This window comes from Selenomonas timonae (assembly GCF_014250475.1).
GTDB classification, from domain to species: domain Bacteria; phylum Bacillota; class Negativicutes; order Selenomonadales; family Selenomonadaceae; genus Centipeda; species Centipeda timonae.
Window position 1 is genome coordinate 1,370,072 of the sequence record NZ_CP060204.1, and the last position, 14,414, is coordinate 1,384,485.

Sequence of the window (14,414 nt, forward strand, 5' to 3'; positions counted from 1 at the left end):
GGCTGTCCTTTCTCGTTCAATATAAAATGCAATAAATTCTCAAGTCGCGCTTGCATATGTGTCCTGATATGGTACAATAAAGCCAATATTGGGAGTTAGTTTACTTGGAGGGAATGCAATGCTTGACAAGAATATGGGCGGTGCAGAAGGCGCACAGGATGTGTCCAGCACGATTCAGGAGATCGTTGCAGGACATGAGAAGAATGAGCTCTTTGCGAAACTGCGTGGCAGCGAGCCGTATGCAGCTGAGCTGAATGCTCTGATCGACTGCGTGAACGAGGAGCTCGAGTATCAGCGCTTCCGTCTGCGTACGGTCAATGAGGCCGTCAAATCCGGCATGTGGTATATGAAGATCAATCCGGACTTCAGCATCGCGTATGCGATCTGGTCGGATGAGTTCCGCCGCATGGTTGGTTTCCGTGGGGAGTCCGACTTCCCAAATACGATCGAGTCGTGGAGCTCGCGCCTCCATCCGGATGATGTGGAGGGGACGTTCAGCTCCTTCACGGCATGCATCAAGGATCTCAGCGGGCACACGCCGTACGATGTGGACTATCGCCTGAAGGTGCACGACGGCAGCTACCGTTGGTTCCATGCGTCCGGCAATGTCGTGCGTGACAAGAGCGGACATCCCGAGGAGATCATCGGCGTATTTGTCGATATCGATGCGGATAAGAAAAACAAGGAAGAGCTCGAGGTGAATGCGCAGCGCAAGGAAAAGTTCTACGGGGAACTCGAGACGATGCTGAGCAGCCTGTACGAGTCGATCGACGCAATCACGACGAGTGTGAGCCAGACGACGGAGCGTACGGTTGAGATCGCAAATGTGCAGGAGGAGATCACGCAGGCGGCGGAGGATACACGCAGCCAGACGGAGAACACGCTCAAGATGTCCGAGCTTGTCATGACGATCTCGAAGCAGACGAATCTCCTCGCACTGAACGCCTCCATCGAGGCGGCGCGTGCGGGCGAGGCGGGGCGTGGATTCTCTGTCGTCGCGGAGGAGGTCGGCAAGCTCGCCGACAGCAGCCGCGATGCTGCGAGCAAGATCCTCGAGGCACTCGGTTCGATGGAGAAGGCCTCGACGCACATTGCAGAGCGCATCAAGTCGATCAACGGTCTGATCGAGAATCAGGCGGCGAATATGAAGGAGATCAGCGCCTCGGTCGAGGAGGCAAAGGCGATGTCCGATAACATCGAAGAGCTGTCGAAGAAGCTGTAATCGCTTTGATTGATTTGTATATTGCCCCCCATAAGTCGGTTATAAAAACCAGCTTATGGGGGCAATTTCATTCATTTTTGAATTGGAATGGGAGTTGGGATGATGAAGCAGGAGATTTTATTGCGTACGTATCAGGCGGGAGATCCGAGCAAAATTTGCTATTTTCAATACAAGCTGTATGAGCGGCAATATCAGTTCAACGGTTTATACGAGCAGGAGATGCTGCGCGGTATGGCGGAAATCTATGATGATTTAGAAGGGAATCAAATGTGGATTGCCGAATTGGATGGGAAGATTGTCGGCGATATTGCCGTCATCAAAAAGGGTGTGGACAGGGCGCAGCTGCGCTGGTTCGGTGTGGATATGGATGTGCAGGGGCAGGGGCTCGGGAACAAGCTGCTGACAGAGGCAATCCATTTTTGCAGAGAAAAGGGATATGCTCATCTCTTCTTGGGTACGCTTGATATTTTGAAACCGGCACGTCATCTCTATGCCAAGTTTGGCTTTCATTTGGTGGAGAGCGAACTCTATAATGAGTGGGATACCAGCAGAGAGATGTATCATGAGGTTTGGGAATGTGAACTAAAATAATATAGCGGATGACAAAGAGCCTGAATTTATTGACAGCGCTCTGTGATTGAAATATAATATGAAGAACGGCTATTTATGCAAGATAATCATAAATTCTTACGGGGAGAATGGATGGACTTATGACTTTTGATATGAATCTCGTCGTCAACTCATTCCCGTTGCTGCTCATCGGCGCGGGGGTCACGATACAGATCACGGTGCTGTCGACGGCAATAGGCTTTGTGATCGGTCTGATCGTGGGGGTGGCGCGCATCTCGAATCTGCGCGTGCTGCGCATGCTTGCGGAGGTCTATGTAGAGTTCTTCCGCGGGACGCCGCTGCTCGTGCAGATCTTTCTGTTCTACTTCGCGCTGCCTGTCATCACGGGACAGCGCATCGATCCGTTCATCGCGGCAATCTCGGCCTGCGGCATCAACTCCGGCGCGTACGTGGCGGAGATCTTTCGCGCGGGCATCCAGTCGGTTGACGATGGACAGATGGAGGCGGGGCGTTCGCTCGGCATGACGTGGCTGCAGACCATGCGCTACATCATTGTACCGCAGGCGTTCAAGCGCGTCATTCCGCCGCTTGGCAACGAGTTCATCGCCATGCTCAAGGATTCGTCCCTGGTCTCGGTCATCGGCTTCGAGGAGCTGACGCGCCGCGGGCAGCTCATCATCGCAAAGACGTACGGCTCGTTTGAAATCTGGATGAGCGTCGCCGTCATCTATCTCGTGATGACGCTGACAATCTCGCGCTTTGTCGCATATCTGGAGCGGAGGTATCGCGTTCATGATTGAAATTAAAGGTCTGCGCAAGGCGTTCGGTGCCGATGAGGTGCTGAAGGGCATCGACCTCTCCATTGCGGAAAAAGAAGTTGTCGTTATTATCGGTCCCTCTGGCTCGGGCAAGAGCACACTCCTGCGCTGCATGAATCATCTTGAGGAGCCGACGGCGGGCGAGGTCGTCGTCGACGGCATTACGCTCTCAAGTGAGGCAAATATCAACAAGGTGCGCGAAGAGGTCGGCATGGTCTTCCAGCGGTTCAACCTCTTTCCTCATATGACGGTGCTCGAGAATATCATGCTCGCACCGATGAAGGTGAAGCACGTCGCCCGCGATGTGGCGGAGAAGACGGCGCGTGAACTGCTCATGCGTGTGGGACTTGCGGAAAAGGCGGATGCCTACCCCGATAATCTCTCGGGCGGGCAGCAGCAGCGTGTAGCAATCGCGCGTGCGCTTGCTATGCACCCGAAGGTCATGCTCTTTGACGAGCCAACCTCGGCACTCGATCCGGAGATGGTCGGTGAGGTGCTGGATGTCATGCGAGCACTCGCAAATGATGGCATGACGATGGTCATTGTCACACACGAGATGGGCTTTGCCCGTGAGGTAGGCGACCGTCTGCTCTTTGTCGATGAGGGACGCATCATCGAGTCAGGCGTGCCGCGCGAGGTGTTTGAACATCCGAAGGAGGAGCGTACGCGCAGCTTCCTGTCGAAGGTGCTTTGATTGATGCACCTTCGCGGGACTTTGATGCTGCTGGCAGCATCGTTTTTTTGGGGCACGACCTTTGTCGCCCAGATTCTCGGTATGGAGGGTCTTGGCCCATATACCTATGCGGCATGCCGCTTTGCACTTGGCACGCTCTTCATGTGGGCGCTCTGGTATGCCTATCGCGGCAAGCGCGCCGATCAGCGGCGCGCGGGGACATTCCGCTCGGGCTTTCGTGCGGGGCTTCCCGTCGGGCTTGCGATGTTCGTTGGCGTGACCCTGCAGCAGGTCGCGCTCCTCTATACGACAGCGGGAAAGACGGCGTTCATCACGACGCTCTATATCGTGCTTGTTCCGCTCGCTGCCGTCCTGCTTGGACAGCGCGTTCGCGTGCTCCAATGGTGCGGTGCATTCCTTGCCTTTGCGGGTGTCTACTTCCTCTCTGCACATGGAGAGATGACGATCAATACGGGCGATCTGCTCGTATTGATCTGCTCCTTCTTTTGGATGGCGCAGATTCTGCTCATCGACCGCTTTGCGCGGACGGTGGACGCCATCGAGCTGTGCTTTGTGGAGATGATTGTCTGCACGCTTGGCAGTGCTGTTCTCGCCGCGATCTATGAGAGCTTTGCGTGGGCGGATGTATGGCATGCGTCTGTACCGATTCTCTACGCGGGCATTCTCTCCTGCGGCGTCGCATACACCTGCCAGATCCTCGGACAGGCGTATGTAGAGCCGACGCAGGCTGCGATCCTTATGTCGACAGAGGCAGTGTTTGCCGCCGTGGCGGGGTGGATTGTCCTCGGGGAGACGATGAGCGGCGTTCAGATGCTGGGCTGCGTGCTCCTCCTCGGCGGTGCCCTGATGACGCAGATGTCGGAACGTACAAAATTTCGGTCGGGGCAGTAGCTTTTCAGAAGATTTATGTGTTGGTACTTCGATAAGGAGTTTTCCATGCCAGCAGCTGAAATTATCAAACCGAAAATCACGATCAAGGTGGTCGGCGTTGGGGGCGGCGGCAACAATATCGTGCGCTGTGTGCGCGAGAAATACGATCTCGATATCACGCTTGTCGGAATCAACTCCGATATGCGCCAGCTGAATACCCTGCACAAACAGGGGATCACAGTGCTGCCCGTCGGTGAGAAGCTGACGAACGGCCGCGGCACGGGCGGCAGGGTCGAGATTGCAGAGCAGGCGGCGCGCATGGAGGAGAAGGCAATTCGTGCCATGCTGGAGGGCTCGGATCTCGTCATCATCACGGCGACGATGGGCGGAGGTTTCGGCACGGGCGCTGCACCTGTTGTTGCAGAGATTGCGCGTGATATGGGTATTCTCTCCATTGGCGTGGTGACGATGCCGTTCCACTTTGAGATGGCACGCAAGATACAGACAGCGCAGGCAGGCATTGCGCAAATGCAGGGATATACGGATGCCTTTATTACAATACGCAACGATAACTTGCTCAAGATCGCACCCGACCGTAATCTGTCCTTCGTCGACGCCTTCTCCCTCGCGGATGAGGTGCTGCGACAGACGGTGGGATGCGTGGCGGAGCTGATTCTCACCACGGGCATCATCAACGTGGACTTCTCCGATGTGACGACGATCTTCCGTCAGAGCCCGTCCAGTGACGCGCTGCTCGCCATTGGCGTGGACGAAACTCCGCAGAAGGCGGTGCGCAAGGCAATCGAAAGCCCGCTGATCGACCGCGATGTGACAGGCGCGCGCGGTGTCGTGCTGAACCTCACGGGCGATCCTACGATGAATCTGCGTGACGTCGATGAGGCGGTGCACTACATCCATAAAACGGCACATCCCGAGGTCAACGTTATCGTTGGACTCGTGGTACAGGAGAAGATGGCGGGCTCTGTGCAGGCGACACTCATCGCAACGGATTTTGACGACAGCTATGTGCCCGCATCGCAGGGGTGATGCGCAGCCTCCTGCGGGGGTCTTGCCGAGGCAGGATGAACAAGGCGTATGAAGACGATAGTATGTGAAAGGAGGAACGCAGATGAACGAACTCCTACATGAAATGCATGCATGGATGAACGATTATATGCGTTCCTTCCGTACAGATGACCCCGACGTCATGCTCGGGATTCGCCTCAAAGAGATTCATACGGGCTATGTCACGACGAATGCGCGTGCGCTTGCGAAGCATCTCGGATGCAACGCGCATGACACGGCACTTGCCGAGATCATCGGCCTCTTTCACGATGTGGGGCGGTTTCGACAGTATGCCCTCTATCAGACGTTCAACGATGCGGTGTCGGAGGATCATGCGGAGCTCGGGCTGAAGGTGCTCGCGGAGGAAGTCGACTTTTTGGAGCGGCTCACGCCTGCGGATGCCGATGTTGTGCGCTTTGCCATCAAGCACCATAACAAGAAGGAAATTGCGCCGACGGACGATGACCGAAAGCTGTTTTTCGCGAAGCTTATCCGCGACGCGGATAAGCTCGACATCTACCGCGTGCTGCTGCCGTTCCTCGCACCCGATGGGGCGGAGAAAGCACCGAACTTTGTACCGTCGGATGCGGCGCAGGAGGTCAGCCCCGAATTTGTGGCGGACTTCGCGGCGGGACGACAGGCGGATTACTATCGTCTGCGTACGCACGGTGACCGTAAGATTGTGCGGCTCATGTGGATCTATGACATCAATTTCATGTGGACGCTACGCCGTATTGTGGAACGCGGCTATGTGGACGCCTTTATTGAGAGCCTTCCGGCGCAGGATGGAATTGCCGAGGGTGTCGCGCGTTTGCGCGCCTATATCGAACGGCTCTGTGCACAGAACGATTGATTGGAATTATACGGATCGAGGGATAGGGACATGGCGGACGTAAAGACATCGAATTTTATCCGAAATATCATCGACGAGGATCTGCGTGCGGGACGGCACGCGGAAGGGATTCACACGCGCTTCCCGCCCGAGCCGAACGGCTACCTGCACGTCGGGCACGCGAAGTCCATCTGTCTCAACTTCGGCGTTGCCGAGGACTACCGTGGCCTCTGCAATCTGCGCTTTGACGACACAAATCCGACGAAGGAGGATGTCGAGTATGTGGACTCCATTCAGGAGGATATTCGCTGGCTCGGCTTCTCGTGGGACGACCGCTGTTTCTACGCATCGGATTACTTCGAGCAGATGTATGAATATGCAGTAACATTGATAAAGAAGGGGCTTGCCTATGTGGACGACCTCTCGGCGGATGAGATCCGCGCCCATCGCGGAACGCTGACTGAGGCAGGTGTGGAGAGTCCGTACCGCAACCGCTCCGTGGAGGAAAATCTCGATCTCTTCACGCGTATGCGTGCAGGTGAGTTCCTCGACGGTGCGCGTGTCCTGCGGGCAAAAATTGACATGGCATCGCCGAATCTCGTGATGCGCGACACGGTGATCTATCGTATCGCCCATGTGCCGCATCATCGGACGGGGGATGCGTGGTGCATCTACCCGATGTATGATTTTGCGCATCCGATCTCGGATGCAATCGAGGGCATTACGCACTCGCTCTGCACGCTTGAGTTCGAGGAGCACCGTCCGTTCTATGACTGGCTGCTCGAGGTACTCGGCTTTCCTGCGGGTGAGCGTCCGCGTCAGATCGAGTTTGCACGTCTCAACCTCTCGGGGGCGATCACGAGCAAGCGCAAGCTGCGCCAGCTCGTCGAGGAGGGACATGTGCGCGGCTGGGACGATCCACGTATGCCGACCATCTCGGGGATGCGCCGCCGCGGCTATCCGCCTGCGGCAGTGCGTGCGTTCTGCGAGGAGATCGGCGTCGCCAAGAGCAACAGCACGGTGGACAGTGCCATGCTTGAGCACAGTGTCCGTGACGAGCTGAACCGCAACGCGCCGCGCGTGATGGCGGTGCTGCGCCCACTGAAGCTGGTCATCACCAACTATCCCGAGGGTGAGACGGAGTATCTGCTCGCCGAAAACAGCCCGACCCACGGCGGACAGCATTATGTGCCGTTTGCGCGTGAGCTCTATATCGACCGCGAGGACTTCATGGAGGATGCACCGAAGAAGTTCTTCCGTCTGAAGCCGGGCGGCGAGGTGCGTCTCAAACATGCTTACATCATCAAATGTGAGGAAGTTATAAAGAATGCTGCGGGAGAGATCACAGAGCTGCGCTGTACATATGACCCCGAGACGCGGAGCGGCGGTGCTGCGGCGAACCGCAAGGTGAAGGGTACGATCCAGTGGGTTGCGGCAGATCACGCACTCACGGCGGAGGTACGCCTATACGAGAGCCTCCTGTGCGATATCCCCGAGGGCGAGGAGGAGCCGGAGAATTTCATCGATGCGCTCAATCCGCGTTCGCTTGAGATTCTGACGGACGCAAAGGTGGAGCCAAGCCTCCATCTCACGGCGGCGGGGGCGCACTACCAGTTCCTGCGCGTCGGCTATTTCGTCGTTGACCCGGACACCACGCCGGATCATATAGTGTTCAATCGCATCGTCGGTCTGAAGGACTCATGGAGCAAGGTGAAGTAAGTCCTTTTTCGAGGGCGTGCGTATACGCCGCACAAGCGGCAGCATAAGGAGGTTTGCCGTGGCAAAGATACCGAAGAACAGATCCGACAAAGACATGATGCAGGGCTTTGAGGAGGAGGAAACGCTCTCCGAGGTCTTGCTGAGAAAGGAGCGGCAGGCAGAGGAACGCGCCCGCGTGGAAGCGGCGCAGGAACCTCCTGCTGATCTTGCCCGCGCGGGGCTGACCTCTGCGCAGGTTGACGAACTCGGCCTTGCGCTCTTGGAGCTGAAACTCTCGCTCGCGCAGGAAGGCGTGCAGCAGTACAGACTCAAGATTCAGCACAAGGGCCGGCAGGTAATCATCACGGCGACGTGATGGATTTCTCGTAATGAGAAGAAGGATGTGTAATGATGGAAAATGCAACGATTGTGGCGATTGTCATCTTCGTCGTCGCATACGCGCTCATCATCTCCGAAAAGGTGCATCGCACCATCGTCGGACTGTTCGGCGCAATGCTCATGATACTCTTTGGCATCATCGATCAGGAGACCGCAGTCCACCATATTGACTTCAACACGCTCGGGCTGCTCATGGGCATGATGATTATTGTGAACATCACGAGCGAGACAGGGCTGTTTAACTTCCTCGCCATCTGGGCGGCGCAGAAGGTAAAGGCTCGGCCGATTGCGCTCCTCGTCGTCCTCTCGACGATCACAATGGTCTGCTCGGCTCTCCTCGACAACGTCACAACGGTTCTGCTGACCGTACCCATCACCTTCAGCATCACCTCGCAGCTCAAGGTCGATGTCATGCCGTACCTCATCTCGCAGATACTGGCTTCGAATATCGGCGGTACGGCGACCCTCATCGGTGACCCGCCGAACATCATGATCGGTAGCGCCGTCGGACTCGACTTCATGGCGTTTGTGGAAAATCTGACCTTCATCTCGATAATTATCTTTATCTTGGTGCAATTCATACTTATCGGCATCTATCACAAGGGACTGCACACGCAGCCGGAGCTGCAGGATAAGATCATGCGTCTGCCTGCTGATGCGCAGATCACAGATCATGCGCTGCTGAAGAAGTGCCTCGCGGTCATCTTCCTCACGATTACCTTCTTTGTCCTGCACGGCAGCCTCGGGCTTGAGTCCGCAACCGTTGCGCTCTCGGGCGCAGGGCTTCTCCTGCTGATCACGGCGACGGAGGACGAGGAGAAGATTGTCAAGGTGCTCTCGAAGATCGAGTGGCCGGCAATCTTCTTCTTTGGCGGACTCTTCATCCTCGTCGGCGCCCTCGTCGAGACAGGCGTCATCCGTATGCTCGCCGCCGAGGCCATTCATGCGACGGGCGGCGATGTCGAGGCGACTGCAATCCTCATCCTTTGGATGAGCGCGATTGCATCGGCATTCATTGACAACATCCCGTTTGTTGCAACGCTCATCCCGCTTATTCAGGATATGGGACAGATGGGACTCACGAACCTCGATCCGCTCTGGTGGTCGCTCGCGCTCGGTGCGTGCCTCGGCGGAAACGGTACGCTCATCGGCGCGAGCGCGAACGTCGTCGTTGCCTCCATGTCGGCGCAGCGCGGTCGCCCGATCTCCTTCCTCGGCTTTATGAAGGTCGCGTTCCCCGTCATGATCTTCACCATCATCGTCTCTAACATCTACGTTGTGATTCGCTATCTCTGAGCGAATATGACGATAAATCCCCGACCGTTGCGGCGGTCGGGGATTTATTTTTGCGTGCGTTTGTGCTATTCTATGAGAAAGGGGGGGTGACGATGATACTGCATACGGGCATGCGCACGGATATTCCCGCGTTCTATGTGCCGTGGTTTGTGAATCGCCTGCGCGCGGGCGAAGTCTGCGTGCGCAATCCTTACGACCCTGCGCAGGTGACGCGCTACCGCCTCGACCCCGCCGTCGTCGATCTCATCGCCTTCTGTACGAAGAATCCCGCGCCGATGCTGCCGCATATGGATCTCCTCGCACCCTACGGTCAGTTCTGGTACGTCACGATCACGCCCTACGGCAGGGAGATCGAGCCGCATGTGCCCGCATGGCAGGATGTTGCACGTGCCTTCCGTCAGCTCTCCGACATTGTCGGTGTATGTGCCGTTGGCTGGCGGTACGATCCGATCCTGATTGACGAGTGCCATACGATTGATTTTCACAAAAGAATGTTTGCTGCAATGGCAGAAGAATTGAGCGGGGCGACGGAGATGGTCGTCATCAGCTTCCTCATGCGCTACGCGAAGACGCGGCGCAACTTCCCCGAGTCACGTGAGGTGACGCATGCGGAGTGCATGGAACTCGGCGCATACATCGTCGAGACGGCACGCGCGTACGGCATGATTGTCTATCCCTGCGGCGGGGGCAGGGCGGGACTGGCGCAGTTCGGCGCAGACGTGGGCGGCTGCATGACACCTCGCATCTACGAGCAGGCGCTTGGGCGACGGCTGAACTTCCCGCACTATGTGCGCCAGCGCAAGGAGTGCGACTGCTACCTCGGTGCGGACATCGGCGCATATGACAGCTGTCCGCACCTCTGCCGCTACTGCTACGCCAATACGCATTTTACGCGCGTACAGAGGAACCGCCGCCGCCACGATCCTGCATCTCCCTTTCTCATTGGGCACGCAGAGATGGGCGACCGTGTGCACGATGCGGTGCAGGTGAGCTGGCTGGACGTTCAGGAGAGTCTGTTTTGACCAATATTGTGGAGCATAGAAAAAATGCTTGCACTTTATGAAAAACATCTGTATAATACAGAGCGTTGAAATCCGTTCCTCAAGACCTGATAGTCGTTCAATGAACGAGTGAAGGATTGTTTATGTAAACAATCCTTGCTCGTACCATAATCTCAGTGAACGCTTTCCCAGTTCGGCGAATGGAGAGACTAACTATTTTTTTCAAGGGAGATTGTGGAAGAATGGCATTTGAAGACAAGACACTCGTATGCAAGGAATGCGGCAGCAACTTCGTATTCACCGCCGGTGAGCAGGAGTTCTACGCAGAGAAGGGCTTTGAGAACGAGCCGGCACGCTGCCGTGACTGCCGTGACAAGCGTCGTCGCGGTCGTGATGAGCACAGCAGCGGCGAGCGTCAGATGTTCCATGTGGTCTGCGCCGAGTGCGGCAAGGATACGGAAGTTCCGTTCGAGCCGAAGACGGATCGTCCGGTTTACTGCCGCGACTGCTTCAACTCGAAGCGCGCAGCACGTTTCTAAGGATTTTTGAGGAGGCTCCGCCTCCTTCTAGGGAGGGATTGCTGCATTTGGTGCAGCGTCCCTCCTTTGATTTTATCTCATTTGAGGAGGCTTTCCTATGAAACTGAAGAAATTGGCACTCGTCCTGACCGGCGCTCTTGTGAGCCTTGTACTTGTTGGCTGCGGCGGCGGCGATCAGGCAAAACAGGAGTCCAAGGTGCTTCGTGTCGGCTCGGCGATTGACTTTGCTCCGTTTGAGTTCCAGGATGAGGGACAGAAGGAGTATCAGGGCTTCGACATGGATCTCATCCGTGCGGTCGCAAAGGAGATGGGCAGCGAGGCAGAGATCCAGAACATCGGATTTGATGGTCTGATCCCTGCGCTTCAGGCGAAGAACATTGATGTCATCATCAGCGGCATGACGATCAATGATGAGCGCAAGCAGAAGGTGAATTTCTCCGACCCGTACTATCAGTCGGGGCTCACGATGGTTGTGCGCAGCGACGAGGAGGCAATCAAGTCCTTCCAGGATCTCAAGGGGCACAAGGTTGCCGTCCAGATCGGTACGACCAGCGCAAACATGGTAAAGGAGATGGAGGGCGTCACCGTCACCGAACTGAACACGCCTGCAGACTGCTTCATGGAGCTGAAGGCACGCGGTGTTGATGCCGTTGTCAACGACCGTCCCGTCAACGACTACTACATCAAGCAGACGCAGGCCGTCGGCGTGAAGTCGCTCGAGGACAAGCTTTCGGCTGAGGACTATGGCATCGCGATGGCGAAGGACAATGCCGAGCTTCAGAAGAAGGTCAACGAGGCGCTCAAGAAGCTGCATGACAACGGCGAATACGACAAGATCTACCAGAAGTGGTTCGGCGCAAGTAAGTAAGCACTGAACAAAGAAAAAGGGATTGCTGCACGAGTCGAAAGACTTGATACAGCAATCCTTTTTTGAGTCCAAATTATGGCGGAGAGGGTGGGATTCGAACCCACGGTGCGTTGCCGCATCACCGGTTTTCAAGACCGGCTCCTTAAACCACTCGGACACCTCTCCGTAGTCAGCGGATTTATTTTAGCAAAAATTAGGGAGCGCTGTCAATAGCTGCATGCTTTTGTGTGCCGTACAGCCTCAGCGCGCACGCCTTTGCAGCAGGAGAACGAGCACGCCGATAATGAAGCCGACGAGTGTGGGCTGCGTCCAGCCCATGCCAATATGCGCGAGGGGGAGAGTGTCACCGAGTGTACGGAGAAAATCCATCATAGGCAGCGCCTCTTGCAGTCCACTCGGGAGTGCGCGTAGGAAGTCGAACGATGCCGCCGCGCATGTGCCGATCATCGTGTAGACGTAGAGCGGGCGATGGCAGCCGACGAGTCCCTCAAGCAGGCAGAGCGCAATCAGGACGATGGCAATCGGATAGAGAAAGTAGAGCACGGGCAGGGAGTATGTGATGATCTTGCTCAGCCCGACATTCGAGATTGCAAAGGAGAAGAGCGAAAAGAGAACGGCGTATTTCGGGTAAGGCAGCGAGCGCGGGAAGAGCTCCACGAACGTCGTACTGCACGCCGTGACAAGTCCAATTGCAGTCTTGAGGCATGCGCAGGTGATCGTGATGCCGAGCAGAATGCCCCCGAATGCACCGAAGTAATACGCGGCGATATGGGCGAGCACGTCGCCGCCGTTTGCGTCGAGCCCGTAGACGGTGCGGCTCTGTGCGCCGACATACGTGAGTGCAAGGTAGATGACTGCCATGAGCGCCGTGCTGAATGTGCCCGAGACAATCGTGGCGTACGAGAGATCCTTTGGCTCCGACAGGCTGAGCCGCTTGATCGCATTGACGAGAATATTCCCGAACGCAAGTGCGGCGAGTACATCCATCGTGTTGTAACCCTCGAGGAGGCCTGTGAAGAAGGCGTGTTCACTGTACGTGCTGGTCGGCTCCGCATCCCAGACCGTGCCCATTGGCGAAATGACCGCCGTTACAATCAGAATGCCGAGGAAGAGGAGAAAGAGTGGGTTCAGTACCTTGCCCACCCAGATGAGGATGCCAGAGGGGCGCAGGGAAAAGTAGAGGACGACAGCGAAGAAGATAAGGGTAAAGACAAATAGCCCGAGCGTCTGCACATCGTGGGAAACAAACGGCGCGGCGCCGACCTGAAACGATACAGTTGCGGTGCGCGGGATCGCAAATAGGGGGCCGATGCAGAGATAGAGCGCGCAGGTGAAGGCATAGGCGAAGCGGACGCTAACCTTCCTGCCGATGTCAAAGAGGCTCTCACTTGCCGTGATGCTGATTGCCGCAATGCCGAGGAGGGGCAACCCGACGCCCGTGATGCAGAAGCCAATGAGCGCGGGCAGCATCGCTGCGCCCGCCTGCTGTCCCATCGAGGCAGGGAAGATGAGATTGCCCGCACCAAAGACAAGTCCGAAGAGCATGGACGCAACGAAGATGTATTCCTGTTTTCTGAGACGACGTTTCATCTGCAAATACTTTCCTAAAAATAATAAAATATTATAAAATTTCAATGAAGTGATTATAACAGTTATCGAAGGAATTTGTCAAAGATGGAAGAAGTTGCTATAATAGGTGGGAATGATTCGGCGCAGAAGAGGAGATTGGCTTATGCGCATTGCTCTGTTTGACTCAGGAATTGGCGGACTGACCGTACTCAGTCACGCGCGGCGGGTGCTCCCATCGGAGGAATTCCTGTTCTTTGCTGACCGCGACCATGTGCCGTATGGCACGAAGTCCGTGCCTGCCGTGCGCGGCTATGTGCGTGAGGCATTCCGCTTCCTTGTCGAAAAACAGGGCGCAGATGCCGTCGTCGTCGCTTGCAATACGGCGACTTCAGTTGCGGTGGATGAGATGCGTCGGCTCTACGAGGTGCCAATCATCGGCATGGAGCCTGCCGTGAAAAAGGCGCTGGCACAGGACGGCGAGCGCCGCGTGCTCGTGACGGCGACGCCGATCACAATCAATGGAGAAAAGCTGCGCCGTCTCGTCTCGGCGCATGACACGCATCACCTTGTCGATCTGCTCGCGCTGCCCCGCCTTGTTGAATTTGCTGAGCGCAGGGAGTTTGTCTCCCCACGCGTCGAGGAATATCTATGGAATGCGCTTGCCCCGTACGATCTCGTCCACTATTCCGCGGTCGTACTCGGTTGCACGCATTTTAACTATTTCAAGGACACGTTGCGCCGCCTCCTGCCCAAGGCCGTCGGCTTTGTGGACGGCAACGAGGGAACGGTCGAGGAGCTGGCACGCAGAACGGGGCTGTGCACGATGCCCGCAGGAACGCAGATGGCATCATGCCGTTTCTTTGAATCTGGCAGACCGGTCGCAGGGGCGGAGCCATTGGCGCGCATTGAGAGCTATCTCGCGCGAGCCGCCCGCATGGAGGAGATTGTTTGAAGATTGAAGGAAGGGAGCATT

At 56.4% G+C, this 14,414-nt stretch carries 15 protein-coding genes and 1 tRNA gene; 14 read left to right on the forward strand and 2 right to left on the reverse strand.

What is annotated here, in order from left to right; all coding sequences use genetic code 11:
* Positions 1-118 precede the first annotated feature (118 nt).
* The 13 genes from H1B31_RS06475 (at position 119) to H1B31_RS06535 (ending at position 11,872) form a co-directional block, all read left to right on the forward strand.
* Positions 119-1,222, forward strand: coding sequence for a methyl-accepting chemotaxis protein (locus tag H1B31_RS06475; RefSeq protein ID WP_185979741.1), 1,104 nt, complete (start codon positions 119-121; stop codon positions 1,220-1,222).
* A 102-nt stretch (positions 1,223-1,324) separates the two neighbouring features.
* Positions 1,325-1,813 carry a GNAT family N-acetyltransferase gene (locus H1B31_RS06480; protein WP_185981247.1) on the forward strand — a complete coding sequence of 163 codons (489 nt, stop codon included), beginning with the start codon at positions 1,325-1,327 and terminating at the stop codon, positions 1,811-1,813.
* Positions 1,814-1,932: 119 nt separating this feature from the next.
* Positions 1,933-2,592, forward strand: coding sequence for an amino acid ABC transporter permease (locus H1B31_RS06485; RefSeq protein WP_009655492.1), 660 nt, complete (start codon positions 1,933-1,935; stop codon positions 2,590-2,592).
* A complete protein-coding gene (locus tag H1B31_RS06490) occupies positions 2,585-3,304 on the forward strand; it encodes an amino acid ABC transporter ATP-binding protein (RefSeq protein WP_185979742.1) in 720 nt (239 codons plus the stop codon). The genes H1B31_RS06485 and H1B31_RS06490 overlap by 8 nt, the downstream gene beginning before the upstream one ends.
* A 3-nt stretch (positions 3,305-3,307) precedes the next feature.
* Positions 3,308-4,195: a DMT family transporter gene (locus H1B31_RS06495; RefSeq protein WP_185981248.1), complete on the forward strand. Its 888-nt coding sequence runs from the start codon at positions 3,308-3,310 to the stop codon at positions 4,193-4,195.
* A 45-nt stretch (positions 4,196-4,240) separates the two neighbouring features.
* Positions 4,241-5,221, forward strand: a complete 981-nt coding sequence (locus H1B31_RS06500; RefSeq protein WP_185979743.1) for a cell division protein FtsZ — start codon at positions 4,241-4,243, stop codon at positions 5,219-5,221.
* 82 nt (positions 5,222-5,303) lie between these two features.
* The gene (locus H1B31_RS06505) at positions 5,304-6,092 is read left to right on the forward strand and encodes an HD domain-containing protein (protein WP_185979744.1); all 789 of its coding nucleotides are present in this window, start codon (positions 5,304-5,306) and stop codon (positions 6,090-6,092) included.
* A gap of 30 nt (positions 6,093-6,122) precedes the next feature.
* The gene (locus H1B31_RS06510) at positions 6,123-7,790 is read left to right on the forward strand and encodes a glutamine--tRNA ligase/YqeY domain fusion protein (RefSeq protein WP_185979745.1); all 1,668 of its coding nucleotides are present in this window, start codon (positions 6,123-6,125) and stop codon (positions 7,788-7,790) included.
* Positions 7,791-7,848: 58 nt separating this feature from the next.
* Positions 7,849-8,145 (forward strand): hypothetical protein, encoded by a 297-nt coding sequence (locus H1B31_RS06515; RefSeq protein ID WP_009439591.1) that lies wholly within the window; start codon positions 7,849-7,851, stop codon positions 8,143-8,145.
* 32 nt (positions 8,146-8,177) lie between these two features.
* Positions 8,178-9,464, forward strand: a complete 1,287-nt coding sequence (locus H1B31_RS06520; protein WP_185979746.1) for an ArsB/NhaD family transporter — start codon at positions 8,178-8,180, stop codon at positions 9,462-9,464.
* A 92-nt stretch (positions 9,465-9,556) separates the two neighbouring features.
* A complete protein-coding gene (locus H1B31_RS06525) occupies positions 9,557-10,486 on the forward strand; it encodes a DUF1848 domain-containing protein (protein WP_185979747.1) in 930 nt (309 codons plus the stop codon).
* Between the two features lie 221 nt (positions 10,487-10,707).
* A complete protein-coding gene (locus H1B31_RS06530) occupies positions 10,708-11,004 on the forward strand; it encodes a zinc-ribbon domain containing protein (protein WP_037345425.1) in 297 nt (98 codons plus the stop codon).
* A gap of 97 nt (positions 11,005-11,101) precedes the next feature.
* A complete protein-coding gene (locus tag H1B31_RS06535) occupies positions 11,102-11,872 on the forward strand; it encodes a basic amino acid ABC transporter substrate-binding protein (protein WP_185979748.1) in 771 nt (256 codons plus the stop codon).
* 76 nt (positions 11,873-11,948) lie between these two features.
* Here the strand turns inward: H1B31_RS06535 and H1B31_RS06540 are convergent.
* Both H1B31_RS06540 and brnQ read right to left on the reverse strand, forming a co-directional pair.
* A tRNA-Ser gene (locus tag H1B31_RS06540) sits at positions 11,949-12,037 on the reverse strand.
* Between the two features lie 75 nt (positions 12,038-12,112).
* Positions 12,113-13,462, reverse strand: a complete 1,350-nt coding sequence (brnQ, locus tag H1B31_RS06545) for a branched-chain amino acid transport system II carrier protein (protein ID WP_185981249.1) — start codon at positions 13,460-13,462, stop codon at positions 12,113-12,115.
* A gap of 142 nt (positions 13,463-13,604) precedes the next feature.
* Between brnQ and murI the strand changes: the two genes are divergently transcribed.
* Positions 13,605-14,393, forward strand: coding sequence for a glutamate racemase (gene murI, locus H1B31_RS06550; protein ID WP_185979749.1), 789 nt, complete (start codon positions 13,605-13,607; stop codon positions 14,391-14,393).
* The last annotated feature ends 21 nt before the right edge of the window (positions 14,394-14,414 follow it).

Excerpts from the sequence above, each read along its gene's own strand:
- murI (WP_185979749.1), top strand. The coding sequence starts at position 13,605 with ATGCGCATTGCTCTGTTTGACTCAGGAATTGGCGGACTGACCGTACTC.
- H1B31_RS06535 (WP_185979748.1), top strand. The coding sequence starts at position 11,102 with ATGAAACTGAAGAAATTGGCACTCGTCCTGACCGGCGCTCTTGTGAGC.
- H1B31_RS06490 (WP_185979742.1), top strand. The coding sequence starts at position 2,585 with ATGATTGAAATTAAAGGTCTGCGCAAGGCGTTCGGTGCCGATGAGGTG.
- H1B31_RS06530 (WP_037345425.1), top strand. The coding sequence starts at position 10,708 with ATGGCATTTGAAGACAAGACACTCGTATGCAAGGAATGCGGCAGCAAC.
- H1B31_RS06495 (WP_185981248.1), top strand. The coding sequence starts at position 3,308 with ATGCACCTTCGCGGGACTTTGATGCTGCTGGCAGCATCGTTTTTTTGG.
- H1B31_RS06520 (WP_185979746.1), top strand. The coding sequence starts at position 8,178 with ATGATGGAAAATGCAACGATTGTGGCGATTGTCATCTTCGTCGTCGCA.
- brnQ (WP_185981249.1), bottom strand. The coding sequence starts at position 13,462 with ATGAAACGTCGTCTCAGAAAACAGGAATACATCTTCGTTGCGTCCATG.
- H1B31_RS06505 (WP_185979744.1), top strand. The coding sequence starts at position 5,304 with ATGAACGAACTCCTACATGAAATGCATGCATGGATGAACGATTATATG.
- H1B31_RS06475 (WP_185979741.1), top strand. The coding sequence starts at position 119 with ATGCTTGACAAGAATATGGGCGGTGCAGAAGGCGCACAGGATGTGTCC.
- H1B31_RS06500 (WP_185979743.1), top strand. The coding sequence starts at position 4,241 with ATGCCAGCAGCTGAAATTATCAAACCGAAAATCACGATCAAGGTGGTC.
- H1B31_RS06510 (WP_185979745.1), top strand. The coding sequence starts at position 6,123 with ATGGCGGACGTAAAGACATCGAATTTTATCCGAAATATCATCGACGAG.
- H1B31_RS06485 (WP_009655492.1), top strand. The coding sequence starts at position 1,933 with ATGACTTTTGATATGAATCTCGTCGTCAACTCATTCCCGTTGCTGCTC.
- H1B31_RS06525 (WP_185979747.1), top strand. The coding sequence starts at position 9,557 with ATGATACTGCATACGGGCATGCGCACGGATATTCCCGCGTTCTATGTG.
- H1B31_RS06480 (WP_185981247.1), top strand. The coding sequence starts at position 1,325 with ATGAAGCAGGAGATTTTATTGCGTACGTATCAGGCGGGAGATCCGAGC.